The organism is Massilia scottii, assembly GCF_030846495.1.
In the GTDB taxonomy this organism is placed as follows: domain Bacteria; phylum Pseudomonadota; class Gammaproteobacteria; order Burkholderiales; family Burkholderiaceae_D; genus Telluria_A; species Telluria_A violaceinigra.
Map to the genome: position 1 here is coordinate 185,979 of NZ_JAVCWM010000002.1, position 24,182 is coordinate 210,160.

The following is a 24,182-nucleotide window of genomic DNA, read 5'->3' on the forward strand; positions in this document are numbered from 1 at the left end:
GGTTGCTGCATTCCGGAAATGCCAGCGCGCCCTGCGTGGGTGTGGATGGTCCGATCAGCGCTGGCGATTGGGCCAGAAAAACAGCGCGACGCGTTGACGATGAGTTGTATTTTTCGGTATCGAATCAGCGGTCGCTGGAAGAGAATCGCGTTTTAACCACTCTTCCAGCGCGTATGCATGCTAAACATTTGAGTCGACTGCCTGTGCCGGGCGGAACATCGTTTGCCGATATCCAGGTTCATGAGGGCGCGATGGCGGATGCGCGACTCTGGCAAGCCGTGGTCCAACCCCATATCCGTCGTGCCGGACGCCTTGATTCCAGTTGGGAATGGCCATTGTTGTACAAGCGCTGGCAACTTGTCGAGCGAACTTTTCGCAGGAAAGCGAGTCTTCAATGTATTGATATTTCAAATGGCGAAGGCAGGTCGGTACCGTTGGCAATCATGCTCTTGTCGGAGGGTTATCCGGCGCTCGACTGTAGCGGTCAGCGCAGCGTTTTCCTTTGGTACCTCGCCGCAGCGCCATCGAATGCTTTGCAGGCAATGAGCTTTACGCATCAGGGTCGATCCCCTGCTGGCGCGGTCTTTGTCCGCCAGCCTGGATTACCTACGTTAAGGAGCAGGGTCATGGACCGGGAACTTAAGACCAGTCCGTTAGCGGATTCGGATGACATGTCCGCCGAGGTTGGCTCAGCGATCTTCGGGGCCGCAGGCTTGTACACGTCGAAGATCAATACTGCATTGCAAGAAGAAATGATGCGATGGTTTTTCGAGTGGTACTCGCCCCATGCCTGGAAAAAAATTGGGCACCTGGGCGCGACTGTTTGCTACATCGACGCATGGCGCGGGTTACCGCTCGGCTTGATCGCGCCGCTGATGCCAGCCGTTGCACGCGGCCCCGACGGCAGTTCGGTACGCGCTGCGTCGGCGGGGCCCGGCCCTGTTTCAGGATTGGCGCCAGGCGAGGGCAACCATGCCCAGGACGGTGACGAGACATTGCCGGAGGATTTAACCGAGGACGCAGACGGCCCCTGGCCCGACATGATTGATCAGGTGAGCGAAGATCCACTTGCCCATATGCCCGCCGGGGACTTCAACGTTGAGCTGCATGAGCTGGAAGCCGCCGTGTACTCAGGCGAATTCGCGCGCGACAATCCCTATGAACCGCCGCCCGGATACAAGCCCACCTTCCGCCCGTGGCCAAAAAACAAGAGGACGGAGCCGTACGAGCTGTAAGCGCAGCGCCGCTGCCGCGCAGGCCTGAGCTGTTCGTCAGGCCGTTAATCACGCCACTGCCTGCTGCGACCCGGTCGGCGCGATGATGTGATCAGTTTGCCCGCTCCAGGCGCCAGCGTTGCGGCGCCAGCCCATTCCCGCTCCACTGCTGGATGACGGCGCCGTCGAGCAGGCTGCCATCGCGGTTGTCGAGCATCAGCCCACTGTTGCGGTTGCGCACGCCGACATGCTGGGTCGTGCCCGGCACCAGCTGCCACTGCTGGTTATAGGTTGCGGCGTAAGGATAGGTCTTGACTGCCACCCCGGGCGCGGTGCTGTGGCCCGCCACGTCGACCACGTTGCCGTTGTAGTTCGAGGTGAGCTTGAACCAGGCGCCGTCGACCGGGTCGAGCGACCACAACTGGTCGGAATTGTTGAGGTTCGTGAATTGCCAGATGGCGGCGCCGTTGGCCGCGGCGGCGCGGTCGATGCTCATCACCTTGCCGCTGGCCTCGTTGCGCACGCGGTACCAGATCGTGCCGCTTCCTTCGCCGGATGGCCGCGTGACGGGCGTGCCGGCGGCGACCGGGGCGCCGATCACGGGAACATCGCCATTCCAGCTCACCTTCTGGATGCGCGTGGTGCGCGCGTCGCCGCAGCCCTGGCCGGTGGCGGGATTGGCATGGTAGACGATCCAGTCCTCGGTGCCGTCCGGGGACTTGGTAAAGCCGTTGTGGCCGGGACCGAAGGCGCCGTTGCCTTTTTGCAGGATCGGCGTGGCCGCCTTGCTCCAGTTGGACGGCATGGTCAGGTCCGCGCCCAGATTGGCGGTGAGCAGGCCGAGCTTGTAATCGTCGGTCCAGCATCCGCTGGCCGAGATACTCAGGTGCACCTTGTTACCGTGCACGATGAATGCCGGCGCCTCGTTGACCGCCGCGCCGGACTTTTCCCAGGCGAGGGTCGGGGTGGAAATGATCGCGCCCTTGCCGATGAGCGTGGTTGGACTGCTCATGCGCGCGATCTTGATCCGCTGCGGCTGCCCTCCGGAAATGTCCGACCAGGCCATGTAAAGCTGGCCGTTGATGTTGGCCACGGTCTGGTCGATCGCCCAGCTGTCCTCGCTGTCGGCCACCTTGACCGGCGCGCTCCAGCTTCCGGTGGTCGGATCGGCGCTGGGGTTGCGGATGGCAAACACGCGGTGCTGGTTGTCGGTGCCGGCGCCCGAAAAATAGATGTACCAGGCACCGTTGATATGGTTGATCTCGGGCGCCCAGATTTCCTTGCTGGTGCAGTTATTGCCGCTGCAGGCGGCGGTCTTGACGAACACGGTGACCGGCGTGCGCGCGCCGATGCCCGACAGCGAAGGCGACTTGCGCAGCTCCAGCTTGTCCCAGCCGGGCGCGGTGGAAACGAAGTAGTAATTGCCGTCGCTGTGGCGCATGACATGGGGATCGGCCGAGGAGGCCGTGCCTGGCCCGACCGGGTTGATGAAGGTGGTCGAGGCGGCGCTGGCGAGGGCGGGCAAGAGCAGGGCGGCGACGCAGGCGGCGAGCCGGCCCGCCGGGATAACGGGTTGTTTGAACATTGGCAGTCTCCATTGGTGAACCGCCGCCTGTGGGCGGACGGTACGGCCATGGTGTGCCACGGCTCGCCAGCAGAGTATGGTCGTCACTTCAAGGGCCGTCCAATCCCAAAGCGGACATCGCGGACGACAAAAAAGTGATCGCAGATTGCGCTCAGAACTGCTCGTCAGGGCGCAGATAGCGCCATTGCCCGACCGGCAGATCGCCCAGCTTGACCTTGCCGATGCGCACGCGCTTCAGGCCGATGACTTTCAATCCCACCATATCGCACATGCGGCGGATCTGGCGCTTCTTGCCTTCCCTGAGGGTGAAGCTGAGCTGGTCGTCGTTTTGCCAGCGCACCTTGGCCGCCAGCAGCGGCTTGCCGTCCATCCACAGGCCGAAGCACAGCTTCTTCAAATCCGATTCCGGCAGCTTGCCTTCCTTGGTGTACTGCACGCGCACCAGGTATTCCTTTTCGATGGCGGTATCCTGCCCGATCAGGGTCTTGGCCACGCGCCCGTCCTGCGTGAGGATCAGCAGGCCCACCGAATCGATGTCGAGCCGGCCGGCCGGCACCAGCGAACGCAACTGGGTCGGGTGGAAGGTTTCCGGCGACGGGTCGTCGGCCCAGCGGTTCTCGGCCTTGATGAGGGCCACGGCCGGCGTGTAGCCGTCCTCGGCCTGGCCGCTGACGTAGCCCATCGGCTTGTTGATCAGCACGGTAACGCGCTTGGATTGCTCGGCCGCGGCCTGGCGCTCGACGGTGATTTTCTGGTGCGGCAGCACTTTGCTGCCCAGTTCGGAGATGACCTGGCCATCGACCCGCACCCAGCCGCGTGCGATCCATTCATCGGCTTCGCGGCGCGAAGAGAGCCCGAGTTCGGACATGCGTTTGGAGAGGCGTACTAATTCAGTCATGGCTTGCTTTGTAAGGTTGCTAAGGGTTGCTGGAAAGGGAAGTTCTAAAAATTACACGCGCAGCGCGTCGAGCAGGTCGGTTTCGAGCTGGATCTGGTTGCGCGCGTTGTTGAGCACGGCGCCATCGACCAGGAACACGTCTTCCACCCGCTCGCCCAGGGTCATGATCTTGGCCGTGTGCAGGTTGATGCGGTAGCGCGTGAGCACGTTGGCGATGGCGTACAAGAGCCCGGTGCGGTCGTTGGCCGCGATCGAGAGCAGGTAATACTGGCCGCGCTCGTCGGGCCGCAAGTCGACCGTCGGCGTGAGCGGAAAGGTGCGCGACAGGCGCGAGAGCCGGCCGCGCGTGGGCGCCGGCAAGGGCGCCTGCGAGGTCAGCAGTTCGCAAATCTCGTGCTCGATCAGGTTGATGATGTCGCGGTAGCTCTTGGCGAAGCTCTGCTCGGTCACCATGAAGGTATCGAGCGCGTAGCCGTGCCGGGTAGTGTGGATCTTGGCGTCGAGGATGCTGAAATTCTTGCGGTCGAAATAGCTGCAGATGCGCGCGAACAGATCGGGCTGGTCCTTGGCATAGACCGCCACCTGCAAGCCTTCGCCAATCGGCGCCAGGCGGCATTTGACGACCGGCTTGACGCTGCCCAGCTTATCCCACAGCGAGCGCGTCTGCCAGGCGATGTCGGAGGCGTCGTGGCGCAGGAAGTAGGCGACGTCGAGCTGCTTCCACAAGTCGACGTGGGCGATGTCGGGCAAGCCGTACAGGCGCAGGGTGGCCATCGCTTCTTCCTGGCGGTTTTTCAGTTCGCGGTCGGCCGAATGCGGCTCGCCCCCGAGCACGCGCAGGGTCACGCGGTACAGGTCTTCGAGCAGCTTGGCCTTCCACGCGTTCCACACCTTGGGGCTGGTGCCGCGGATGTCGGCCACCGTGAGCAGGTACAGCGCGGTCAGGTGGCGCTCGTCCTTGACCACTTTGGCGAAGCTCTCGATCACGTCCGGGTCCGACAGGTCCTGCTTTTGCGCGACCTGCGACATGGTCAGGTGGTTTTCGACCAGGAACACCACCAGTTCGGTGTCTTCCGAGCCGATGGCGTGCTCTTCGCAGAACTGGGCGGCGTCCACGGTGCCGAGCTTGGAATGGTCGCCGCCGCGGCCCTTGGCGATGTCGTGAAACAGCGCGGCGACGTACAGCAGCCAGGACTTGCGGAAATTGGCGATCAGCTGGCTGCAGAACGGGTATTCGTGCGCGTGCTCGGTCATCGTGAAGCGGCGCATATTGCGCACCACCATCAGGATGTGCTGGTCGACCGTGTACACATGGAACAGGTCATGCTGCATCTGGCCCACGATGCGGCGAAAGTTGGGCAGGTAGCGCCCCAGGATGCTGGTGTCGTTCATGCGCCGCAGCGCGTGCACCAGGCCCACCGGCGCTTGCAGGATGCGCAGGAAGAGGGCGCGGTTGACCGGGTCTTCGCGGAATTTGGCGTCGATCTCGAAGCGCGCGTGCCACAGTGCGCGCATGGTGCGCGCCGTCATGCCCTTGAGATGCGGGCGCTCGGTCATCAGCACGAACACTTCCAGCACCGTCGAGGGTTGCCTGGTGAAGGTGTCGTCGTGGGCGATGTCGATCAGGCCGTTGACATCGTTGAAGCGCTCGTTGATCGCCTCGGCCTCGTTGGCTTCGGGGAACAGCTGCGCTTCGATATTCTGCAGCATGATGGTGTTGAGCTGGGTGACCGTCTTGGCCGCCCAGTAGTAGCGCTGCATCAGGTATTCGCTGGCGCGGCGGGCATTGATGCCTTCGCCGGTGGTTTTCAGGCCGAAGCTTTCCGCAATCGGCGTTTGGACGTCGAACACCAGGCGGTCTTCGCGCCGGTTGGCGTGCAGGTGCAGGCGCACGCGGATATCCTTGAAAGCGCGCTCCTTTTCCATCAGCTGGCGCGCTTCGGTCTGGGTGATCAGGCCGCGCGTGGCCAGCTGGCCCCAGGAGTTCGCGAGGCCCGCCGCCTTGGCTACCCACAGGATTACCTGCAGGTCGCGCAGGCCGCCCGGGCTTTCCTTGACGTTGGGCTCGAGCGAGAATGCCGTGTCTTCGTACTTGGCGTGGCGCAGGCGCATTTCGGCCGCCTTGGCGTGGAAAAACGCACGCGGGTCGAGCGCGCCAAGGTAGCGTTCCTGCAATTGCTCGAACAGGACCGCATCGCCGCACACCAGGCGCGCCTCCAACAGGCTCGTCTGCACGGTGATGTCGGCCTTCGACTCGCTCATGCACTCCTCGATGGTGCGGATGCTCGAGCCGATTTCCAGCCCCAGGTCCCACAGCATCTGCACCAGCTCTTCCAGCTTGGCCCGGGTGATGGCGTCGGCCGGTTCGGACAGCAGGATCAGCAGGTCGACATCGGAAAACGGAAACAGTTCGCCGCGCCCGTAGCCGCCCACGCCCACCAGCGCGGTGGAGGCGGGCAGGCCGACCGTGTGCCACGCTTCGGTGAGCACCTCGTCGACGCTGTGGCGCAGGCCGCGCAGCAGCTTTTCGGGCTTGCCGTCGGCGCGGAAGGCGGCGATCAGCACCACCCGCTCCGCCTTCAGCCTTTGCTTGAGGAGGTCGCGGGACTGCTTCTTGAGCGCGGCGGCGGGCATGGCGGGGCTGGCCTTACGCCGTGACGGCCTGACTGGCCTCGGTGATGAAGGCCGGCGGCGGCGGCGAGCCGGCCGAGACGGTCAGCACTTCGTAGCCGGTTTCGGTGACCAGGATCGTGTGTTCCCACTGGGCCGACGGTTTCTTGTCCTTGGTCTTGATGGTCCAGCCATCGCCCATTTCCTTGATCTCGCGGCGGCCGGCGTTGATCATCGGCTCGATGGTGAAGATCATGCCCGCTTCCAGGCGCTCCAGGGTGCCCGGACGGCCGTAGTGCAGCACCTGCGGCTCTTCGTGGAAGACCTTGCCGATGCCGTGGCCGCAGAATTCGCGCACCACGCTGTAGCCGTTCTTTTCGGCGTGCTGCTGGATCACGTGGCCGATGTCGCCCAGGTGCGCGCCCGGCTTGACCTGGGCAATGCCGAGCCACATGCATTCGTAGGTGACTTCGGAGAGGCGCTTGGCCAGGATCGACGGTTTGCCGACCAGGAACATGCGGCTGTTGTCGCCGTGGTAGCCATCCTTGATGACGGTGATGTCGAGGTTGACCATGTCGCCATCCTTGAGCACCTTATCGCCCGGAATGCCGTGGCAGATCACGTCGTTGACGGAGGTGCAGATGGCTTTCGGATAGGGCGTGTAGCCCGGCGGGCAATAGTTCAGCGGGGCGGGGATGGTGCCCTGTACATTCACCATGTATTCGTGGCAAAGACGGTCCAGTTCGCCCGTGGTGACGCCGACCTTGACGAAGGGCGTGATGTAGTCGAGCACTTCGGAGCCGAGGCGGCCGGCGATGCGCATGCCTTCGATGTCGGCGGGGGATTTGATCGAGATGTTGGACATAGTTAGCAATCGGCAATAAAACGGTAAGAAACGGTAAGAATCAGTAACAGCGGGATGGTGGTGCGAAAACCCGTGCAAATATGGCGACCATTATAAGGGATAACGCACGCCTCGTTCCCGCGAGCCCGGCGCTCTTTGCGCCCGCCGCCGTGCGGGGTGATGACAGGATGAACTGTACGGGACTTGAAATAATCCCCAAATGCGGTTAGAATCTCGGGTTGCTTGAATTCGCTTTCGAGCAATGTTGTTAAGTAATGCCACAAATCTTGTTAAAATCGCGAATCCGGTCGCAAAGGGTGCCTGTATGGTGACTGACCGGATTCCAGACCCAACCCTGGAGAATTACATGTCCGTAACAATGCGTGAAATGCTGGAAGCCGGTGTCCACTTCGGTCACCAAACCCGTTTTTGGAACCCAAAAATGGCGCCGTTCATTTTCGGCCACCGCAACAAGATTCATATCATCAACTTGGAAAAGACGATGGGTATGTATCAGGAAGCCATGAAAACCATCAAGCAAGTCGCGTCGAACCGCGGCACGATCCTGATGGTCGGCACCAAGCGTCAAGCGCGCGAAATCATCGCCGCCGAAGCTGCACGCGCTGGCGTTCCTTTCGTCGACCAGCGCTGGTTGGGCGGCATGCTGACCAACTTCAAAACCATCAAGACCTCGATCAAGCGCCTGAAAGACATGGAAGCGCAAGTTGAAGACGGTTCGGTTGAGAAGCTGTCGAAAAAAGAAGGCCTGATGTTCCAGCGCGAAATGATCAAGCTGCAAAAAGCCATCGGCGGTATCAAGGACATGGGCGGCGTTCCTGACGCAATCTTCGTCGTCGACGTCGGCTACCACAAAGGCGCGATCACCGAAGCCGGCAAGCTGGGCATCCCTGTTATCGGCATCGTCGATACCAACCACTCGCCAGAAGGCGTGACCCACGTCATTCCAGGCAACGACGATTCGTCCAAAGCCATCATGCTGTACGCCCGTGGCGTTGCTGATGCAATCCTGGAAGGCCGTGCAAGCGCCTCCAACGAAATCGTTGAACTGGTTAAATCGGCTGGCGACGAGTTCGTCGAAGTCTCCGAGCAGGCTTAATTGCCTCAGGCGCCCCTGAGGCGCCGCGGAAATCAAAAGGGGTAGCAGCAGCTCCCCCTTTTTTTTAAACAGAATATGTCACAAATTTAGGAGAAACACATGGCAGCGATTACAGCAGCGATGGTAGGCGAACTGCGCGCGAAAACCGACGCACCGATGATGCAATGCAAAAAAGCACTGACCGAAGCCGATGGCGACATGGCACGTGCTGAAGAAATCCTGCGCGTCAAACTGGGCACCAAAGCCACCAGCAACGCTACCCGCATCACCGCTGAAGGCGTTGTAGCAACCTTCATCGCTGGCAATGTCGGCGCCCTGGTTGAAGTCAACAGCGAAACCGACTTCGTTGCCAAGAACGACGACTTCCTGGCCCTGGCGAACAACGCCGCGCGCCTGGTTGCCGAAAACAACCCTGCCGACGTCGCCGCCCTGCTGGCCCTGCCACTCGATGGCAAGACCCTGGACGAAGTGCGTATCGCCCTGATCGGCAAGATCGGCGAAAACATGACGATCCGCCGCTTCCAGCGTTTCGACACCACCGGCAAGCTGGCCTCGTACCTGCACGGCACCCGTATCGGTGTCGTGGTCGACTTCGAAGGCGCCGACGAGCAAGTCGGTAAAGACGTGGCCATGCACATCGCCGCCATGAAGCCAGTGTCGCTGTCGTCGGACCAGGTGCCTGCCGAACTGATCGAAAAAGAGCGCTCGGTTGCTGCTCTGAAAGCTCAGGAAGATGCGGACGTCGCCGTTGCCGCGGGCAAGCCGGTACAATCGGCTGAAATCCTGGCCAAGCGCCTGGAAGGCTCGATCCAGAAGTATCTGAAAGAAGTGTCGCTGCTGAACCAATCGTTCGTCAAGAACGACAAGCAATCGATCGAACAGATGCTGAAAGAAAAAAGCACCACCGTGAAAGCATTCACGATGTATGTCGTTGGTGAAGGCATCGAGAAAAAGCAGGACGATTTCGCTGCAGAGGTTGCGGCGCAAATGGCTGCTAACAAGCAGTAAGTGTGAAAGCGGGCCGGAAGGCCCGTTTTTTTAATCTGCGCACATGAAAGTGTGCGCACGGCAAGACCGAATACAAACCGTCATTTTTTGGAGCCCACCCCCATGTCGAAACCAGCCTACAAACGCGTACTCCTGAAATTGTCTGGCGAAGCACTGATGGGCGATGATCCTTACGGCATCAACCGCGCCACCATCGAGCGCATGGTCGCCGATGTCGCGGAAGTAGCGAACCTGGGCGTGGAACTGGCCGTCGTCATCGGCGGCGGCAACATCTTCCGCGGCGTCGCACCCGGCGCCCAGGGCATGGACCGCGCCACGGCCGATTACATGGGCATGCTGGCCACCGTGATGAACGCGCTGGCCCTGGCCGACGCCATGCGCCACGTCGGCATCGTCGCCCGCGTCATGTCGGCCATTGCCATCGAGCAGGTGGTCGAGCCTTACGTGCGCCCGAAAGCGCTGCAATACCTGGAAGAAGGCAAGGTCGTCGTGTTCGCCGCCGGCACCGGCAATCCCTTCTTCACCACCGATACCGCCGCCGCGCTGCGCGGGTCGGAAATCAGCGCCGAAATCGTGCTCAAGGCCACCAAGGTCGACGGTGTCTACACCGCCGACCCGAAAAAGGACCCGAACGCCACGCGCTACGAGTCGATTACCTTCGACGAAGCCATTTCCAAGCACCTGCAGGTGATGGATGCGACCGCGTTCGCGCTGTGCCGCGATCAGAAACTGCCGATCAAGGTGTTCTCCATCGTCAAGCCGGGCGCGCTCAAGCGCGTGATCATGGGCGAAGACGAAGGTACACTAGTACACGTTTAATATCATTCAGAGCTACAGGAGAGCAGCATGACTATCGCTGACGTCAAGAAAAACGCGCAAGAGCGCATGAACAAGTCGATCGACACCCTCAAGAGCGATCTGGCCAAGGTGCGTACCGGCCGCGCCCACACGGGTATCCTCGATCACATCATGGTCGATTACTATGGCTCGGCCACCGCGCTGACCCAGATCGCCAACGTGACCCTGATCGACGCCCGCACCATCGGCGTGCAGCCGTGGGAAAAGAAGATGCTGACCACCGTCGAGAAGGCGATCCGCGATTCCGACCTCGGCTTGAATCCTTCGTCGCAGGGCGACATGATCCGCGTACCGACCCCGCCGCTGACCGAAGAACGCCGCAAGGAAATGGTCAAGCTGGTCAAGGGCGAGGCGGAAGATGCCAAGATCGCGATCCGCAACATCCGCCGCGACGCCAACGAGTCGCTGAAAAAACTGGTCAAGGACAAGGCCTGCTCCGAAGACGACGAGCGTCGTGCATCGGAAGAAATCCAGAAACTGACCGACAAGTTTGTCATCGATGTCGATAAACTGGTTGCGGAAAAAGAAAAAGAAGTCCTGACCGTGTAGAGTGACTGGGGACGCCAAGGCAGGGTCTGCCCACACGGAGGCGGACCCAAGCGTCCGCTTCCCATGCATTTGTTCTAGATAGTCTGGATTTATGATCTATAAAAGTTCGACGACAGCAGTACCCGAAGTAGCCCGCGTGCCGCGCCATGTCGCCATCATCATGGACGGCAACGGCCGTTGGGCCACCAAGCGCTTCTTGCCGCGCGTGGCCGGCCACGTCAAGGGCGTCGAAGCCGTGCGCGGCTGTGTTGAAGCGTGCGTGCAGCGCGGCATCGAGTACCTCACCCTGTTCGCCTTTTCCTCCGAAAACTGGCGCCGCCCCGAAGAAGAAGTCTCGCTCCTGATGCGCCTGTTCGTCACCGCGCTCGAACGCGAAGTGGCAAAGATGCACGCAAACAATATCCGCCTGAAAGTCGTGGGCGATTTGTCGCGTTTCGACTCCAAGCTGCAAGATATGATCGCCTCGGCCGAGCGCCGCACCGCCAACAACACGCGCCTGACGGTGACCATTTGCGCCAACTATGGCGGCCGCTGGGACATCATGCAGGCCACCGGCAAGATGGTTGCCGCCAATCCTGGCCTGACCAGCTTTGCCGAAGAGCAGCTGGCCGAACACCTGGCCATGGCTTACGCGCCCGAGCCCGACCTGTTCATCCGCACCGGCGGGGAAGAGCGCATTTCCAACTTCCTGCTGTGGCAGCTGGCCTATTCGGAACTGTATTTCACCGATACCTACTGGCCCGATTTCTCGATCGAGTCCCTGGATGCGGCGATCGCATCCTATCAAAGCCGCGAGCGCCGTTTCGGGCGCACGGGCGACCAACTGGCTGAAAAGAAAAGCTGATGCTAATTACCCGGATCATCACCGCCGTCGTGTTGCTTGTCGTCTTGCTGGCGGTGCTGTTCGGCGGGTATTACCCCGCTTTCGCCGCGGTCGTGCTGCTATTTCTCACGGCGGCCATCACCGAAAGCTTTCAGCTGTTCAGGTCGTCGCGCAAGCAATCGTTCCTGATCGCCCTGTTCTGGAGCGCGGCCTTTGCCTACGCCTTCCTGTATAACGATAACAGCGCCGTCAAGTTCTGGTTCGGCCTGTCGACCTTGCTATGGCTGTTCCGCTTCGTGCCCTCGCTCAAGGTAGGCTTGCCGCCGGCCGAAGGCGGGCGCAACACCATGATGGCCACCATGTACGCGATCTCGATCGTGGCCTGTTTTGCCGCCATCGTGCTGTTCTTCAAGCAGTCCGCCGTGTACCTGCTGTCGGTGCTGGCGCTGGTCTGGATCGCCGACATTGGCGCCTATTTCTCCGGCAAGGCCTTCGGCAAGCGCAAGCTGGCGCCGTCGATTTCGCCCGGCAAATCGTGGGAAGGCGCCATCGGCGGCGGCATTGCCGTGCTGCTGATCGCCAGCCTCTCCGTGCTGTTCGGCGGCCCGGTGCTGGCCGATACCTTCGCCGTCGCCCTCCAGGCCAAGCTGGGCTGGGCCGGTGCGCTGGCGGTGCTGGTGGTGATCGTCGCCGCCAGCGTGGTGGGCGACCTGTTCGAGTCGCAGCTCAAGCGCCGCGCCGGCGTCAAGGACAGCAGCAACCTGCTGCCGGGCCATGGCGGCGTGCTCGACCGGATCGATGCGCTGATTCCGGTGCTGCCGCTTGCGGCCCTGATCCATACCGGGCTGCTTTGAACGAAGTTTGAAAGTACAACTATGCAACGCATCACCATTTTAGGCGCGACCGGTTCGATCGGCGTGTCCACCCTGGACGTGCTTGCACGCCATCCCGATAAATACCAGGTATATGCGCTCAGCGCGCACTCCAAGGTGGAAGAACTGGCCGAGCAGTGCGTGCGCTTCCGTCCGGCGCGCGCCGTGGTCGGCAGCGCCGATGCCGCCGCTCGCCTGACCGCCTTGCTGCGCGAACGCGACCTGCGCATCCAGGTCGAACACGGCGAAGCCGCGCTCTGTTCGATTGCCGCCAGCGCCGACACCGACACCGTGATGGCCGCCATCGTCGGCGCCGCCGGCCTGGCCCCGACCCTGGCCGCGGCCCGTGCCGGCAAGAAAATTTTGCTCGCCAACAAGGAAGCGCTGGTCATGTCCGGCCAGCTGTTCATGGACGCGGTGCACGAGCACGGCGCCACCTTGCTGCCCATCGACAGCGAGCACAACGCGATTTTCCAGTCGCTGCCGCAATCCTACGCGCGCCAGCCTGGCGCCGCCGGCGTGGCCAAGATCCTGCTGACCGCGTCCGGCGGCCCGTTCTTGAACCGCGCGGTTGACACGCTCGAACACGTCACCCCCGACGAAGCTTGCAAGCACCCGAACTGGGTCATGGGGCGCAAGATTTCAGTCGACTCGGCCACCATGATGAACAAGGGCCTGGAAGTGATCGAGGCGCACTGGCTGTTCGGCGCGCCAGCCTCGCTGATCGAGGTGGTGATCCACCCGCAAAGCGTGATCCATTCGATGGTGTCCTACGTGGACGGCTCGGTCATCGCCGAACTGGGCAATCCCGACATGCGCACCCCGATCGCGAATGCCCTCGCATTTCCCGAGCGCATAGAATCGGGCGTAGCCCAGCTCGACCTGACCAGTATCGGCACCCTGCAGTTCCACAAGCCCGATGTCGCGCGCTTTCCCTGCCTGGCGCTGGCTTTCGAGTCGCTTGAAGCGGGCGGCACCGCGCCGGCGCTGCTCAACGCGGCCAACGAAGTGGCGGTGCAAGCCTTCCTGGAACGGCGCATCGGCTTTCGCGACATCGACCGCGTGATCGCGCGCGTCATGCACGAGAACGAACATCACGCGGCGACCAGCATCGACGCGGTAATGGCGTGCGACGCGCGCGCCCGCGCCGCCGCCGGCAGCATCGTTGCCGGCCTGGCCAGATGACGTTCCTCACCACCGTCCTGGCGTTTCTGTGCGCGCTGGGACCGCTGATCATTTTTCACGAACTGGGCCACTACACGGTGGCCCGCCTGTGCGGCGTGAAAGTGCTGCGCTTCTCGCTCGGCTTCGGCAAGGTCATCTGGTCGCGCCGCTTCGGCGCCGACCAGACCGAATGGGTCGTTTCCATGCTCCCGCTGGGCGGCTACGTGCGCATGCTGGACGACCGCGACCCAAGCACCCGCGCCGCGAGCGAGGCCGACCAGGCCCGTGAATTCACCCGCAAGTCCGTGTGGCAGCGCATCGCCATCGTCGCGGCCGGCCCGATCGCCAACTTCCTGCTGGCCATCGCCGTGTTCGGCGGTTTATATATGGTGGGCATGGACGAGGTGGGTACCCGCGTGCGCGCCATGGCCGACACCACGCCCGCCTTCCAGGCCGGCCTGCGCGGAGGCGACCGGATTGTCGGCGTCAACGGCGTGCCGGTCTCCACTTTTTCCGAACTGCGCTGGGAAACCCTGAAGGCGGTGCTCGACAAGAGCGGCGTGCGCCTCGACGTCACCCAGCCGGGCGGGGCGCGCTACAGCGCCACCCTGCCGCCGGCAGCCCTGGCCGACAAGAATGTCGAAGGCGACCTGCTGGGCGAGCTCGGCATTTCCATGTTCCGCGCCCCGGTTTCAATCGGCAAGATTCCCGATAGCGCCGGCCCGGCCGCCAGGGCAGGGATGCGCCCGGGCGACCGCGTGCTCAGCGTCGACGGCAAACCGCTGCCCGACGGCGCCGCATTGATGGCGCTGATCGCCCAATCGTGCGGGCGCACGCTCGAATTCGGGATCGAACGCGATGGCCGTCCCTTGAGCCTGGCCGTGACGCCGGAATTGAATAAAGCTACTAATCGCTACCGCATCAATGCCGAATTGCTGTCCTTGTTCGAGATGGTCAAGGTCACGCTCGGCCCGCTCGACGCGGTGCTGGCCGGTGCCAAAATGACCTGGCAGCAAAGCGTGATGAGCCTGAAAATGATCGGCAAGATGGTCACCGGGCAGGTGTCGCTGGCCAATCTGACCGGCGTGGTGACGATTGCCGACTACGCCGGCAAGACCGCGCGCATGGGGCCGATTGAATTTCTGAGCTTTATTGCCGTCGTCAGCGTCAGTCTTGGAGTGATGAATCTGTTACCAATTCCGGTTCTGGACGGTGGGCTTTTGCTGTATTATTCGCTGGAAGTTTTGACCGGGCGCCGTCTGCCGGACCGGATAGTCGAGTTGGCGCAGCGCGCCGGCATCGTGTTTTTGGTGATGCTGATGGCGCTGGCGCTCTTCAATGATACGATGCGCCTGCTGCGACCGGCGGCCACGCCTCCCGCGAATACATATGTACGTTGTCCAAACGATTGACCCATTGAATAACCCCAATGAAATTAAATTCTGAACGTATTGCCTTGCCTTTCTTTCGTCGCAGCTTAATTGGCGCTGCCGTCCTGGCGATGTGCGCCGGACAAGCCCTTGCAGTGAACCCGTTCGTGGTCAAGGATATCCGGGTCGAGGGCATCCAGCGTACCGAAGCCGGTACCGTGTTCAGCTACCTGCCGGTGCGCGTGGGCGAAACGTTCAACGATGAAAAGAGCATCGCCGCCATCAAGGCCCTGTATGCGACCGGCTTCTTCAAGGACGTGCGCCTGGAAGAAGAAAAGGGCGTGCTGGTCGTGCTGGTCGAGGAACGCCCGGCGATCGCCACCGTGGACTTCACCGGCACCAAGGAATTCGAAAAGGACGTGCTGGTCAAGGCGCTCAAGGAAATCGGCGTCGGCGAGACCAAGATTTTCGACAAGGCCTCGGTCGACCGCGCCGAGCAGGAACTCAAGCGCCAGTACCTGTCGCACGGCCTGTACGGCGTCAAGATCACCACCACCGTCACCCCGATCGAACGCAATCGCGTCACCGTCATGTTCAACGTGGACGAGGGCGAGGTCGCGCGCATCAAGCAGATCAGCATCGTCGGCAACAAGACCTTCTCGGACAAGGAACTGCGCGAAGTGCTGCAGCTCGGTACCTCCGGCTGGTTCACCTGGTACACCAAGGCCGACCAGTATTCCAAGACCAAGCTGACCGGCGACATCGAGTCGATCAAGTCGTTCTACCTGAACCGCGGCTACCTGGAAGCGAACGTCGAATCGACCCAGGTCTCGATCACGCCCGACAAAAAAGACATCTACCTGACGATCAACATCACCGAAGGCGAGAAGTACACCGTCTCCGGCATCAAGCTCGAAGGCGAAATGTTCGGGCGCGAGGAAGAGCTCAAGGAACTGGTGCGCCTGCGCGTGGGCCAGACCTATTCGGGCGACCTGCTCACGGCCAGTAACAAGCTCATTTCGGACCGCATGGGCACCTTCGGCTACGCCTTCGCCAACGTCAATGCGAACCCCGAAATCGACCGCGAAAAGCGCGAAGTCGCGTTCACCTTTTTTGTCGATCCGGGCAAGCGCGCCTACGTGCGCCGCATGAACATCGCCGGCAACACCACCACGCGCGACGAAGTCATTCGCCGCGAGTTCCGCCAGTTCGAGGGCTCCTGGTACGACGGTAACAAGATCAAGATGTCGCGCGACCGCGTCGACCGCCTCGGCTACTTCAAGGACGTGACCATCGACACGCCGGAAGCGCAGGGCACTTCCGACCAGGTGGACGTGAACCTGACCGTGACCGAAAAACCGACCGGTAACTTCCTGATCGGCGGCTCGTTCTCGCAGGCGGAAAAGTTCACCTTCACGGCGTCGATCCAGCAGGCCAACTTTGCCGGCAGCGGCAACACGGTCGGCATCGACTTGAATACCAGCGACTACAGCCGCACGATCGCCTTCTCGCACACCAATCCGTACTTCACCGAAGACGGCGTGTCGCAGCAGTTCGAGCTGTACCTGCGTACCCTGAACCCGCCGGCGCTGAACATCGGTACCTACAAGGTCAAGCAAACCGGTGGCCGCGTGAGCTATGGCGTGCCGTTCTCCGAAACCGACACCGTGTACTTCGGCATCGGCGTGGAACGCACCACCATCGAAACCGACATCACCAGCCCGACCCGCTACCTGGAATACGTGCGCCAGATCACCGGCATCGAGAGCGGCATCGGCAGCGCCACCACCAACGCCTTGCCGCTCACCGCCGCGTGGCAGCGCGATAGCCGCGACAGCGCCATCACGCCATCGTCGGGCCGCTACCAGCGCGTCAACCTCGAACTCGATCTGGCCGGCGACACCAAATACTACCGCGCAGTCTACAACCAGGAATGGTACCGTCCGATCACCAACAAGGTCACCCTGGCGCTGCGCGGCGAGTTCGATTACGGCCATGGCGTCAAGGGCAGTCCGTACCCGGTCTTCAAGAACTTCTACGGCGGCGGCATCGGTTCGGTGCGCGGTTACGAGAGCTCGTCCCTGGGCGTGGTCGACCGCAACGGCGATGCCGTCGGCGGCGCCAAGCGGATCATCGGCAATGCCGAACTGCAGATGCCATTCCCGGGCAGCGGCGCCGACCGCAGCCTGCGCTGGTTCGGCTTTTTCGACGCCGGCCAGGTCTACAGCGAAGAGCAAAAAATTCGTTTGAACGAACTGCGTTACTCGGCGGGCCTGGGCGTGAGCTGGATTTCGCCGGTCGGTCCGCTCAAGTTGAGTTATGCTAAGCCTTTGAACGCGAAACCTGGTGATCGCCTGGAACGCTTCCAGTTCCAGATGGGTACCGGTTTCTGATCGCGCCACGCGACCGTTTCCCTTTTAGATTGCGGAGAACTATGTTGAACACTGTGACTGCCTCCTGGCCCAAGCACATCGCCTTGCTGGCTTTGTGCGCATGCTCGCTGGCCCAGGCGCAAAATGCGCCGAGCAGGATTGGCTTTGTTTTCACCGAACGCCTGATGACCGAGTCGAAACTGGCCAAGGCGGCTGACGCCAAGATCGAAGCCGAGTTCTCGAAGCGCCAGAAGGCGATCCAGGATACGGTGGCGCGCTTGAAATCGATGGAAGCGAAGTTCGAGACCGACGCGCCGAACCTGGCCGAACTCGAACGCACGCGGCGCGCGCGCGAACTGCTCGACCTCGAAAAAGACGTGCAGCGCACCCAGCGTGAATTCCGCGAAGACCTGATCCAGCGCAAGAGCGAAGAACGCGGCAACATCGCGCAAAAAGCCGGCAAGCTGATCGAACTGATCGCCGAGCAGGAAAAGCTCGATATCGTGCTGCAGGAATCGGCCTGGACCAGCCCGCGCATCGATATCACGGACAAGATCCTCAAGCTGCTCGATAAGTAAATACCACCACAACAAGACAGGAATCAGAAGATGGGCACTCGACTAGGTGAATTGGTCGAACGCTTGGGAGGACAGCTGATTGGCGACCCGAATACCGAGGTATCCGGGGTCGCGCCATTGGCTGACGCAGGCGTTTCGCACATCAGTTATCTCGGCAACAGCAAACTGCGGGCCCAGGCCGCGCAGAGCGGCGCGGCGGCGATGATACTCTCGCCCGCCGACGACGAATTCGTCGGCGCGACCTACCAGGGCGCGCGCATCGTCGTCAAAAACCCGCACGTCTACTTCGCCTACGCCGCCCAGTATTTCGCTTCGCTCGATCCGGTCGTGGCGCCGGCCGGCATCGACCCGAGCGCCAGCGTGGCGCCGACCGCCAGGGTCGACCCGAGCGCCCATATCGGCCCGCAGGTGACCATCGAAGCGGGCGCGGTCATCGGTGCCAACGCCATCATCGACGCCGGCAGCTTTGTCGGCCGCGACGCCGTCATCGGCGAAGGCACGCACCTGTTCGCGAACGCCACCTTCCATGCGCGCTGCCAGATCGGCAAGCGCGGCATCATCCACTCGGGCGCGGTGATCGGCACCGACGGATTCGGCTTCGCCAACGAGGGCGGCGTGTACATCAAGATTCCGCAGACCGGACGCGTGATCATCGGCGACGACGTCGATATCGGCGCCAACACCACGGTCGACCGCGGCGCCATGGCCGACACCATCATCGAAGACGGCGTCAAGCTCGATAACCTGATCCAGATCGGGCATAACTGCCATATCGGCGCACACACGGCCATGGCCGGCTGCGTCGGCGTGGCCGGCAGCGCCACCATCGGCAAATACTGCACTTTCGGGGGCGCCGCCATGGTCTCGGGCCACATCACCATCGTCGACAAGGTGTACGTCACCGCCGGCAGCCTGGTGGCCAACTCGATCAAGGAACCGGGCCAGTACACGGGCTTCTACCCGATCGCCAAGAACAGCGACTGGGAAAAGAACGCCGTCCTGCTGCGCAACCTGACGTCGATGCGCGAAAAAATCCGCGCGCTCGAAAAAGCCGTCAAGGCACTCACAGAACAAAAATAGAAGACATATGACCATTACCGACAACAAAGGCGTACCAGGCAAGACCCTCGACATCTGCCAGATCAAGGAATACCTGCCGCACCGCTATCCGATGCTGCTGGTCGACCGCGTGCTGGACTGGGAAGCGCACAAATCGATCAGCGCGATCAAGAACGTCACCGCCAACGAAGAATTCTTCAACGGGCATTTCCCGCACAAGCCGGTGATGCCGGGCGTGCTGATGATCGAAGCGATGGCGCAGACCGCGGCGATCCTGTCGTTCATGTCGATCGGCGTGAAACCGGACGCCAATTCGGTGGTCTATTTCGTCGGCATCGACAACGCGCGCTTCAAGCGTCCGGTCGGTCCCGGCGACCAGCTGCGCATGGATATTGAAATCGTGCGCTGCTCGCGTGGCATCTGGAAGTACAAGGCCGTCGGCAGCGTCGATGGCGCCATCGCCCTCGAAGCGGACCTGATGTGCACCATCCGCAGCGCGAGCGACGCGAGCCAGCCAATGGGGAACTGAATGGCGACGATTCATCCTAGCGCCATCGTCGACCCGCGCGCGCAGCTGGACAGCAGCGTCGAAGTGGGCGCCTTTTCGATCATCGGCCCGCACGTGTCGATCGGCGCCGGCACGGTGGTCGGTCCGCACGTGGTCATCGAAGGCCACACCACGATCGGCAAGGACAACAAGTTCTTCCAGTTTTCCTCGATCGGCGCGCCGCCGCAAGACAAGAAATGGGATGGCGAGCCGACCCGCCTGGAAGTGGGCGACCGCAACACGGTGCGCGAATTTTGCACCTTCAACACCGGCACCGTGCAGGATGAAGGCGTCACGCGCCTGGGTAACGACAACTGGATCTCGGCCTACTGCCACCTGGCGCACGACTGCCAGGTCGGCAGCAACACGATTTTCTCGAACAATGCGCAGCTGGCCGGGCACGTGGAAGTGGGCGACTGGGCGATCTTGTCGGGTTTTGCCGGCGTGCACCAGTTCTGCAAGATCGGCGCGCATGCCTTCATCGGCATGTACACCAGCCTTACCCAGGACGTGCCGCCGTTCGTGCTGGTGTCGGGCAATCCGGCGTCGGCCCATGGCGTGAACATCGAAGGCATGAAGCGGCGCGGCTTTACCCGGCCGCAGATCGACGGCGTGCGCGCGGCCTACAAGCTGATTTACCGCTCCGGCATGACGCTCGAAGCGGCCAAGGCGGCCCTGGTCGACCAGCAGCACGAGTCGCCCGATGCCGCCGCCGACATCGGCGCCATGCTCGCTTTCCTGGGCAGTGCGTCCCGTGGCATTGTCCGCTGATTCGACGCGGTGCGCGTCGGCTGCGGCATCGGTCGCCATGGTCGCGGGCGAAGTATCGGGCGACATGCTCGCCGCGCGCCTGCTGGCCGGCCTCGCGCCCCATCTTCCCGGCGCGCGTTTTCACGGCATCGGCGGCCCGCGCATGGCCGAGCAGGGGTTTGTGTCCGACATCGACATGGACCGCCTGACCGTGCGCGGCCTGTTCGAGATCATTCCGCGCTACCGCGAAATCAAGGGCATCCAGAACACGCTGCGCGACCGCCTGCTGGCCGAGCGCCCGGACGTGTTCATCGGCGCCGATTACCCGGGCTTTAACCTCGGCCTGGAACTCCAGCTGAAAGAAGCCGGGATTCCGACCGTGCACTTCGTCAGTCCGCAAATCTGGGCCTGGCGCGGTGGCCGCATCAAGAAGATCATCAAGGCCGTCTCGCACATGCTGGTGATCTTCCCGTTCGAGGAAGAAATCTACCGCAAGGCCGGCGTGCCGTGCACCTACATCGGCCATCCGCTGGCCGAACTGATTCCCATGGAGCCCGACGTGGCGGCGGCGCGCAGCGCGCTTGCTATGCCGCAGGATGCGCGCGTGATCGCGCTGATGCCGGGCAGCCGCATGGGCGAACTCAAATACCTGGCCGAGCCCTTTGTCGGCGCGGTCAAGCTGCTGGCCGCGCGCGACCCGGACCTGCGCTTTGTCGCGCCCATGGCGGGCGAGCGCCAGCGCCAGTATTTCACGGAGCTGATCGCCAGGGCCGGATTGCAGTCGGTGCGCATCGACCTGTTAGAGGGCCGCTCGCATGAAGCCATTGCCGCCGCCGACGCGGTGCTGGTGGCATCGGGCACGGCGACCCTGGAAGTGGCGCTGTTCAAGAAGCCGATGGTGATCGCCTACAAAGTCATGCGCGCCTCGTACGAGATCATGCGCCACATGGGTTACCAGCCCTGGATCGGGCTGCCGAACATCCTGGCGCGCGAATTCCTGGTGCCGGAACTGCTGCAGCACGCGGTCACGCCGCAAGGGCTGGCCGACGCCATGTGGGAACAACTTAACAACGCGGCCAACCGCAAAATGCTGGTGCAGCGCTTCACCGACATGCACCACAGCCTGCTGCGCAACAGTGCGCAGGAAAGCGCGGCCGCCGTCATGCGCGTCATCGCGGCATCGAAAAAGTCATCATGAGAACCAAAAAAGTCAATTTTTACCCGGGGCTGAAGAAGAACGCCTATCCGTTCACGCCCGACGATATCGTCTGCGGCGTGGACGAAGCAGGGCGCGGCCCGCTGGCCGGCCCGGTGTTCGCCGCCGCCGTCATCCTGCACCCGGACCGCCCCATCGAAGGCTTGCGCGACTCCAAGAAGCTGACCGCCGAGAAGCGCGAGGCGCTGGCCCCGCAGATCAAGGAATACGCGCTGGCCTGGGCGATTGCCGAATGCTCGCACGAGGAAATCGACAGCATCAACATTTTGCAGGCGACCATGCTGGCCATGCGGCGTGCGGTGGAAGCCCTGTCGACCATCCCGACCATCGCCCTGATCGACGGCAACCGCAGCCCCGTGATGCAGATCCGCTGCCATCCGATCATCGAAGGCGACGACAAGGTGCATGCCATTTCGGCGGCCTCGATCCTGGCCAAGACCGCGCGCGACGCCGCCCTGGTGGCGCTGCACGAACTGTATCCGCAGTACGGCTTCGACCAGCACAAGGGCTACGGCACCGCCTTGCACCTGGAGCGCCTGCGCGAGCACGGCGCGTGCCCGGTGCACCGGCGCTCGTTCGCACCCGTGCGCGCCACCTTGCCTGTATCTGTGACCAATACCATCGTCGGCATGGACATGTCGTTCGACTTCGGCGAGGCCGCATGAAAACCATCACCTCGCGCGACAATCCGCTTTATAAAGACCTCAAGCACCTCGCCGGCAGTTCGCAGGCGCGGCGCAAGGCCGGCCAGACCCTGCTCGACGGCGTGCACCTGTGCCAGTCGTACCTCGCGCTGCGCGGCGCGCCGCTGCACTGCATCGTCTCCGAAAGCGCGCTGGCCAACCCGGAAGTGGCCGACATCGTCATGCAGTGCGAAAGCGCGCATGCGTACGTCACCGCCATGCCGGACGCGCTGTACAACGCCCTGAGCCAGGTCGAACACGGCGTCGGGCTGATGTTCCTGATCGCCACCCCGGTGCTCGCCGCGCCGGGCGTGCTCACGGCGTCCGCGGTCCTGCTGGACAACCTGCAGGACCCGGGTAACGTCGGTTCGATCCTGCGCAGCGCGGCGGCGGCCGGCATCACCCAGGTCTACTGCAGCAGCGGCACCGCCTTTTGCTGGTCGCCCAAGGTGCTGCGCGCGGCCATGGGCGCGCACTTCGTGGTCGACATCCACGAAAACGTCGACCTCGCCGAACTGGTGAAGGCCTCGGCGATTCCCGTGCTGGCCACCAGCGGCTACGCCACGCAGCGCCTGTACGATGTCGACCTGGCACGTCCGGTGGCCTGGCTGCTCGGACACGAAGGGCAGGGCGTGGCGCACGACCTGCTGGCGTTGGCAACTCATCAAGTCGTGATTCCGCACCTGGGCCAGATCGAGTCGCTCAACGTGGCGGCGTGTGCAGCTGTCTGTTTTTTTGAACAGTTGAGGCAGATTCAATCAAAGTAAGGCGAAACAGTTTCTTGACAGCATAGACGACGCTGGGTTCTCGGGGTAATGTCAATACCAGAACCTAGCGGAGGAATGATGGACATCGCCCACCTGCATTTTCTGGTCGCCGACGCCGATACGGCCCAGCGCCAGACCCTGATCGACATGCTCGGCCGCCTGGGCGCCACCCGCATCAGCGTGGCCCTGGATGGCGAAAGCGCGCTGCACAGCATCGAAGCGCCGGACGGCCCGCCGATCGACATCGCCATCATCGACCTGGCCCTGTCCGGGCGCGACGGCCTGGAACTGATACGCGACATCACCGTGCTCAATGCCGGCACGCGCGCCATCATCACCGGCAGCTGCCATGCAAGCCTGCTGTTTTCGGTCGAAAGCCTGGCGCTGGCCTATGGCCTCGACCTGCTCGGCACCATCCCCAAGCCGCTCACCAGCGGCCACCTCGAAGCCGTGCTGTCGCACTACACGCCGCCGGCGGCGCCGGTGCTGGAGCGCCGCGTGCTGCCGCGTTTCAGCTTCGCCGAAGTAGGCGAGGGGCTGCAGGCGCGCCAGTTCGAGCCCTTTTTCCAGCCCAAGATCGAGCTGGCCAGCGGCGAGGTGAAGGGCCTGGAAGTATTCGCGCGCTGGCGCCACCCGGAGCACGGGGTGGTGGGGCCGGCGGCCTTTATCGATGCGCTGGAACAGAACCACCGCATCGATTTTCTCGACTGGACCATGATCGAGCGCTCGGCCGAGCAGTGCCGCGTGTTCCTGGACAAGGGCTTGCCGAGCGCAATATCGCTCAACCTGTCGGCCGAAACGATCGGCCACCCCGATTTCCTGCGCCAGATCGGCGTATGCACCGACCGCCACGGCATCGCGCCATCGATGCTGACCTTCGAGCTGCCGGAATCGGCGGTGCTGACCAACGACCCGAGCTTCCTGGAGCGGCTGCTGCGCCTGCGTATGATGGGCTACGGCCTGGCGGTGGACGACTACGGCACCGGGCGCTCGAATGTGCAGCAGCTGGCGCGGGTGCCGTTTTCGGAACTGAAGATCGACCGCAGTTTCGTCGACGGCGCCTCGCGCAAGCGCTCGCTGGCCACGGTGCTCAGTTCCTGCCTGGGACTGGCGCGCAGCCTTGACCGCAAATCGTGCGCGGTGGGTGTCGAGACGCGCCAGGACTGGGATTTTTTGCAGGGTCTGGGCTGCACGTATGCGCAGGGCCATCACATTGCCAGGCCGATGGAAGCGGAGCGCTTTCCGGACTGGCTGGCGGACTGGCGCCAGTTCTTTTGACATCCGGGCAGCGCTGACAG

22 protein-coding genes are annotated in these 24,182 nt (G+C 62.7%); 18 read left to right on the forward strand and 4 right to left on the reverse strand.

What is annotated here, in order from left to right:
• Positions 1-2 precede the first annotated feature (2 nt).
• On the forward strand, positions 3-1,235 hold the full coding sequence (locus RBA41_RS03120) for a hypothetical protein (protein WP_306620934.1): 1,233 nt from the start codon (positions 3-5) through the stop codon (positions 1,233-1,235).
• Between the two features lie 91 nt (positions 1,236-1,326).
• On the opposite strand, the gene RBA41_RS03125 is transcribed toward RBA41_RS03120, so the two are convergent.
• The 4 genes from RBA41_RS03125 to map all read right to left on the reverse strand — a co-directional run bounded on the left by RBA41_RS03125 (position 1,327) and on the right by map (position 7,172).
• Positions 1,327-2,799 carry a family 43 glycosylhydrolase gene (locus tag RBA41_RS03125; RefSeq protein WP_306620936.1) on the reverse strand — a complete coding sequence of 491 codons (1,473 nt, stop codon included), beginning with the start codon at positions 2,797-2,799 and terminating at the stop codon, positions 1,327-1,329.
• 151 nt (positions 2,800-2,950) lie between these two features.
• A complete protein-coding gene (locus RBA41_RS03130) occupies positions 2,951-3,697 on the reverse strand; it encodes a pseudouridine synthase (RefSeq protein ID WP_054262920.1) in 747 nt (248 codons plus the stop codon).
• A 51-nt stretch (positions 3,698-3,748) separates the two neighbouring features.
• A complete protein-coding gene (locus tag RBA41_RS03135) occupies positions 3,749-6,331 on the reverse strand; it encodes a [protein-PII] uridylyltransferase (protein WP_306620939.1) in 2,583 nt (860 codons plus the stop codon).
• A 13-nt stretch (positions 6,332-6,344) separates the two neighbouring features.
• A complete protein-coding gene (map, locus tag RBA41_RS03140) occupies positions 6,345-7,172 on the reverse strand; it encodes a type I methionyl aminopeptidase (protein ID WP_099878153.1) in 828 nt (275 codons plus the stop codon).
• Between the two features lie 346 nt (positions 7,173-7,518).
• On the opposite strand from map, the gene rpsB reads away from it, so the two are divergent.
• The 17 genes from rpsB to RBA41_RS03225 all read left to right on the forward strand — a co-directional run bounded on the left by rpsB (position 7,519) and on the right by RBA41_RS03225 (position 24,162).
• Positions 7,519-8,268 carry a 30S ribosomal protein S2 gene (gene rpsB, locus RBA41_RS03145; RefSeq protein WP_306620941.1) on the forward strand — a complete coding sequence of 250 codons (750 nt, stop codon included), beginning with the start codon at positions 7,519-7,521 and terminating at the stop codon, positions 8,266-8,268.
• A gap of 99 nt (positions 8,269-8,367) precedes the next feature.
• Positions 8,368-9,276 carry a translation elongation factor Ts gene (tsf, locus tag RBA41_RS03150; RefSeq protein ID WP_306620943.1) on the forward strand — a complete coding sequence of 303 codons (909 nt, stop codon included), beginning with the start codon at positions 8,368-8,370 and terminating at the stop codon, positions 9,274-9,276.
• A 102-nt stretch (positions 9,277-9,378) separates the two neighbouring features.
• A complete protein-coding gene (gene pyrH, locus RBA41_RS03155; RefSeq protein WP_054262915.1) occupies positions 9,379-10,095 on the forward strand; it encodes a UMP kinase in 717 nt (238 codons plus the stop codon).
• Between the two features lie 27 nt (positions 10,096-10,122).
• The gene (frr, locus tag RBA41_RS03160) at positions 10,123-10,683 is read left to right on the forward strand and encodes a ribosome recycling factor (protein WP_099878161.1); all 561 of its coding nucleotides are present in this window, start codon (positions 10,123-10,125) and stop codon (positions 10,681-10,683) included.
• Positions 10,684-10,774: 91 nt separating this feature from the next.
• Complete coding sequence (gene uppS / locus RBA41_RS03165) at positions 10,775-11,527, forward strand: polyprenyl diphosphate synthase (RefSeq protein ID WP_306620946.1); 753 nt, start codon at positions 10,775-10,777, stop codon at positions 11,525-11,527.
• A complete protein-coding gene (locus RBA41_RS03170) occupies positions 11,527-12,360 on the forward strand; it encodes a phosphatidate cytidylyltransferase (protein ID WP_306620948.1) in 834 nt (277 codons plus the stop codon). The genes uppS and RBA41_RS03170 overlap by 1 nt, the downstream gene beginning before the upstream one ends.
• A gap of 21 nt (positions 12,361-12,381) precedes the next feature.
• Complete coding sequence (gene ispC / locus RBA41_RS03175) at positions 12,382-13,563, forward strand: 1-deoxy-D-xylulose-5-phosphate reductoisomerase (RefSeq protein ID WP_306620950.1); 1,182 nt, start codon at positions 12,382-12,384, stop codon at positions 13,561-13,563.
• The gene (rseP, locus tag RBA41_RS03180) at positions 13,560-14,954 is read left to right on the forward strand and encodes an RIP metalloprotease RseP (protein ID WP_306620952.1); all 1,395 of its coding nucleotides are present in this window, start codon (positions 13,560-13,562) and stop codon (positions 14,952-14,954) included. Before ispC ends, rseP begins: the two co-directional genes overlap by 4 nt.
• 17 nt (positions 14,955-14,971) lie before the next feature.
• The gene (gene bamA, locus RBA41_RS03185) at positions 14,972-17,305 is read left to right on the forward strand and encodes an outer membrane protein assembly factor BamA (RefSeq protein ID WP_306620954.1); all 2,334 of its coding nucleotides are present in this window, start codon (positions 14,972-14,974) and stop codon (positions 17,303-17,305) included.
• A 41-nt stretch (positions 17,306-17,346) separates the two neighbouring features.
• Positions 17,347-17,862, forward strand: a complete 516-nt coding sequence (locus RBA41_RS03190; RefSeq protein WP_306620956.1) for an OmpH/Skp family outer membrane protein — start codon at positions 17,347-17,349, stop codon at positions 17,860-17,862.
• Positions 17,863-17,892: 30 nt separating this feature from the next.
• Entirely contained in the window at positions 17,893-18,942 is a 1,050-nt protein-coding gene (gene lpxD, locus RBA41_RS03195; RefSeq protein WP_306620958.1) for a UDP-3-O-(3-hydroxymyristoyl)glucosamine N-acyltransferase, read from the forward strand.
• Positions 18,943-18,949: 7 nt separating this feature from the next.
• Positions 18,950-19,450 (forward strand): 3-hydroxyacyl-ACP dehydratase FabZ, encoded by a 501-nt coding sequence (gene fabZ / locus RBA41_RS03200; RefSeq protein ID WP_099878183.1) that lies wholly within the window; start codon positions 18,950-18,952, stop codon positions 19,448-19,450.
• The gene (lpxA, locus tag RBA41_RS03205; protein ID WP_306620961.1) at positions 19,451-20,239 is read left to right on the forward strand and encodes an acyl-ACP--UDP-N-acetylglucosamine O-acyltransferase; all 789 of its coding nucleotides are present in this window, start codon (positions 19,451-19,453) and stop codon (positions 20,237-20,239) included.
• A 37-nt stretch (positions 20,240-20,276) separates the two neighbouring features.
• Positions 20,277-21,416: a lipid-A-disaccharide synthase gene (gene lpxB / locus RBA41_RS03210; RefSeq protein ID WP_306620963.1), complete on the forward strand. Its 1,140-nt coding sequence runs from the start codon at positions 20,277-20,279 to the stop codon at positions 21,414-21,416.
• Positions 21,413-22,099 carry a ribonuclease HII gene (gene rnhB, locus RBA41_RS03215; RefSeq protein WP_306620965.1) on the forward strand — a complete coding sequence of 229 codons (687 nt, stop codon included), beginning with the start codon at positions 21,413-21,415 and terminating at the stop codon, positions 22,097-22,099. The genes lpxB and rnhB overlap by 4 nt, the downstream gene beginning before the upstream one ends.
• Positions 22,096-22,884 (forward strand): TrmH family RNA methyltransferase, encoded by a 789-nt coding sequence (locus RBA41_RS03220; RefSeq protein WP_306620967.1) that lies wholly within the window; start codon positions 22,096-22,098, stop codon positions 22,882-22,884. The genes rnhB and RBA41_RS03220 overlap by 4 nt, the downstream gene beginning before the upstream one ends.
• 78 nt (positions 22,885-22,962) lie before the next feature.
• Positions 22,963-24,162, forward strand: coding sequence for an EAL domain-containing response regulator (locus tag RBA41_RS03225; RefSeq protein WP_306620969.1), 1,200 nt, complete (start codon positions 22,963-22,965; stop codon positions 24,160-24,162).
• Positions 24,163-24,182 lie beyond the last annotated feature (20 nt).

Excerpts from the sequence above, each read along its gene's own strand:
- RBA41_RS03125 (WP_306620936.1), bottom strand. The coding sequence starts at position 2,799 with ATGTTCAAACAACCCGTTATCCCGGCGGGCCGGCTCGCCGCCTGCGTC.
- RBA41_RS03130 (WP_054262920.1), bottom strand. The coding sequence starts at position 3,697 with ATGACTGAATTAGTACGCCTCTCCAAACGCATGTCCGAACTCGGGCTC.
- RBA41_RS03135 (WP_306620939.1), bottom strand. The coding sequence starts at position 6,331 with ATGCCCGCCGCCGCGCTCAAGAAGCAGTCCCGCGACCTCCTCAAGCAA.
- map (WP_099878153.1), bottom strand. The coding sequence starts at position 7,172 with ATGTCCAACATCTCGATCAAATCCCCCGCCGACATCGAAGGCATGCGC.
- rpsB (WP_306620941.1), top strand. The coding sequence starts at position 7,519 with ATGTCCGTAACAATGCGTGAAATGCTGGAAGCCGGTGTCCACTTCGGT.
- tsf (WP_306620943.1), top strand. The coding sequence starts at position 8,368 with ATGGCAGCGATTACAGCAGCGATGGTAGGCGAACTGCGCGCGAAAACC.
- pyrH (WP_054262915.1), top strand. The coding sequence starts at position 9,379 with ATGTCGAAACCAGCCTACAAACGCGTACTCCTGAAATTGTCTGGCGAA.
- frr (WP_099878161.1), top strand. The coding sequence starts at position 10,123 with ATGACTATCGCTGACGTCAAGAAAAACGCGCAAGAGCGCATGAACAAG.
- uppS (WP_306620946.1), top strand. The coding sequence starts at position 10,775 with ATGATCTATAAAAGTTCGACGACAGCAGTACCCGAAGTAGCCCGCGTG.
- RBA41_RS03170 (WP_306620948.1), top strand. The coding sequence starts at position 11,527 with ATGCTAATTACCCGGATCATCACCGCCGTCGTGTTGCTTGTCGTCTTG.
- ispC (WP_306620950.1), top strand. The coding sequence starts at position 12,382 with ATGCAACGCATCACCATTTTAGGCGCGACCGGTTCGATCGGCGTGTCC.
- rseP (WP_306620952.1), top strand. The coding sequence starts at position 13,560 with ATGACGTTCCTCACCACCGTCCTGGCGTTTCTGTGCGCGCTGGGACCG.
- bamA (WP_306620954.1), top strand. The coding sequence starts at position 14,972 with ATGAAATTAAATTCTGAACGTATTGCCTTGCCTTTCTTTCGTCGCAGC.
- RBA41_RS03190 (WP_306620956.1), top strand. The coding sequence starts at position 17,347 with ATGTTGAACACTGTGACTGCCTCCTGGCCCAAGCACATCGCCTTGCTG.
- lpxD (WP_306620958.1), top strand. The coding sequence starts at position 17,893 with ATGGGCACTCGACTAGGTGAATTGGTCGAACGCTTGGGAGGACAGCTG.
- fabZ (WP_099878183.1), top strand. The coding sequence starts at position 18,950 with ATGACCATTACCGACAACAAAGGCGTACCAGGCAAGACCCTCGACATC.
- lpxA (WP_306620961.1), top strand. The coding sequence starts at position 19,451 with ATGGCGACGATTCATCCTAGCGCCATCGTCGACCCGCGCGCGCAGCTG.
- lpxB (WP_306620963.1), top strand. The coding sequence starts at position 20,277 with ATGGTCGCGGGCGAAGTATCGGGCGACATGCTCGCCGCGCGCCTGCTG.
- rnhB (WP_306620965.1), top strand. The coding sequence starts at position 21,413 with ATGAGAACCAAAAAAGTCAATTTTTACCCGGGGCTGAAGAAGAACGCC.
- RBA41_RS03220 (WP_306620967.1), top strand. The coding sequence starts at position 22,096 with ATGAAAACCATCACCTCGCGCGACAATCCGCTTTATAAAGACCTCAAG.
- RBA41_RS03225 (WP_306620969.1), top strand. The coding sequence starts at position 22,963 with ATGGACATCGCCCACCTGCATTTTCTGGTCGCCGACGCCGATACGGCC.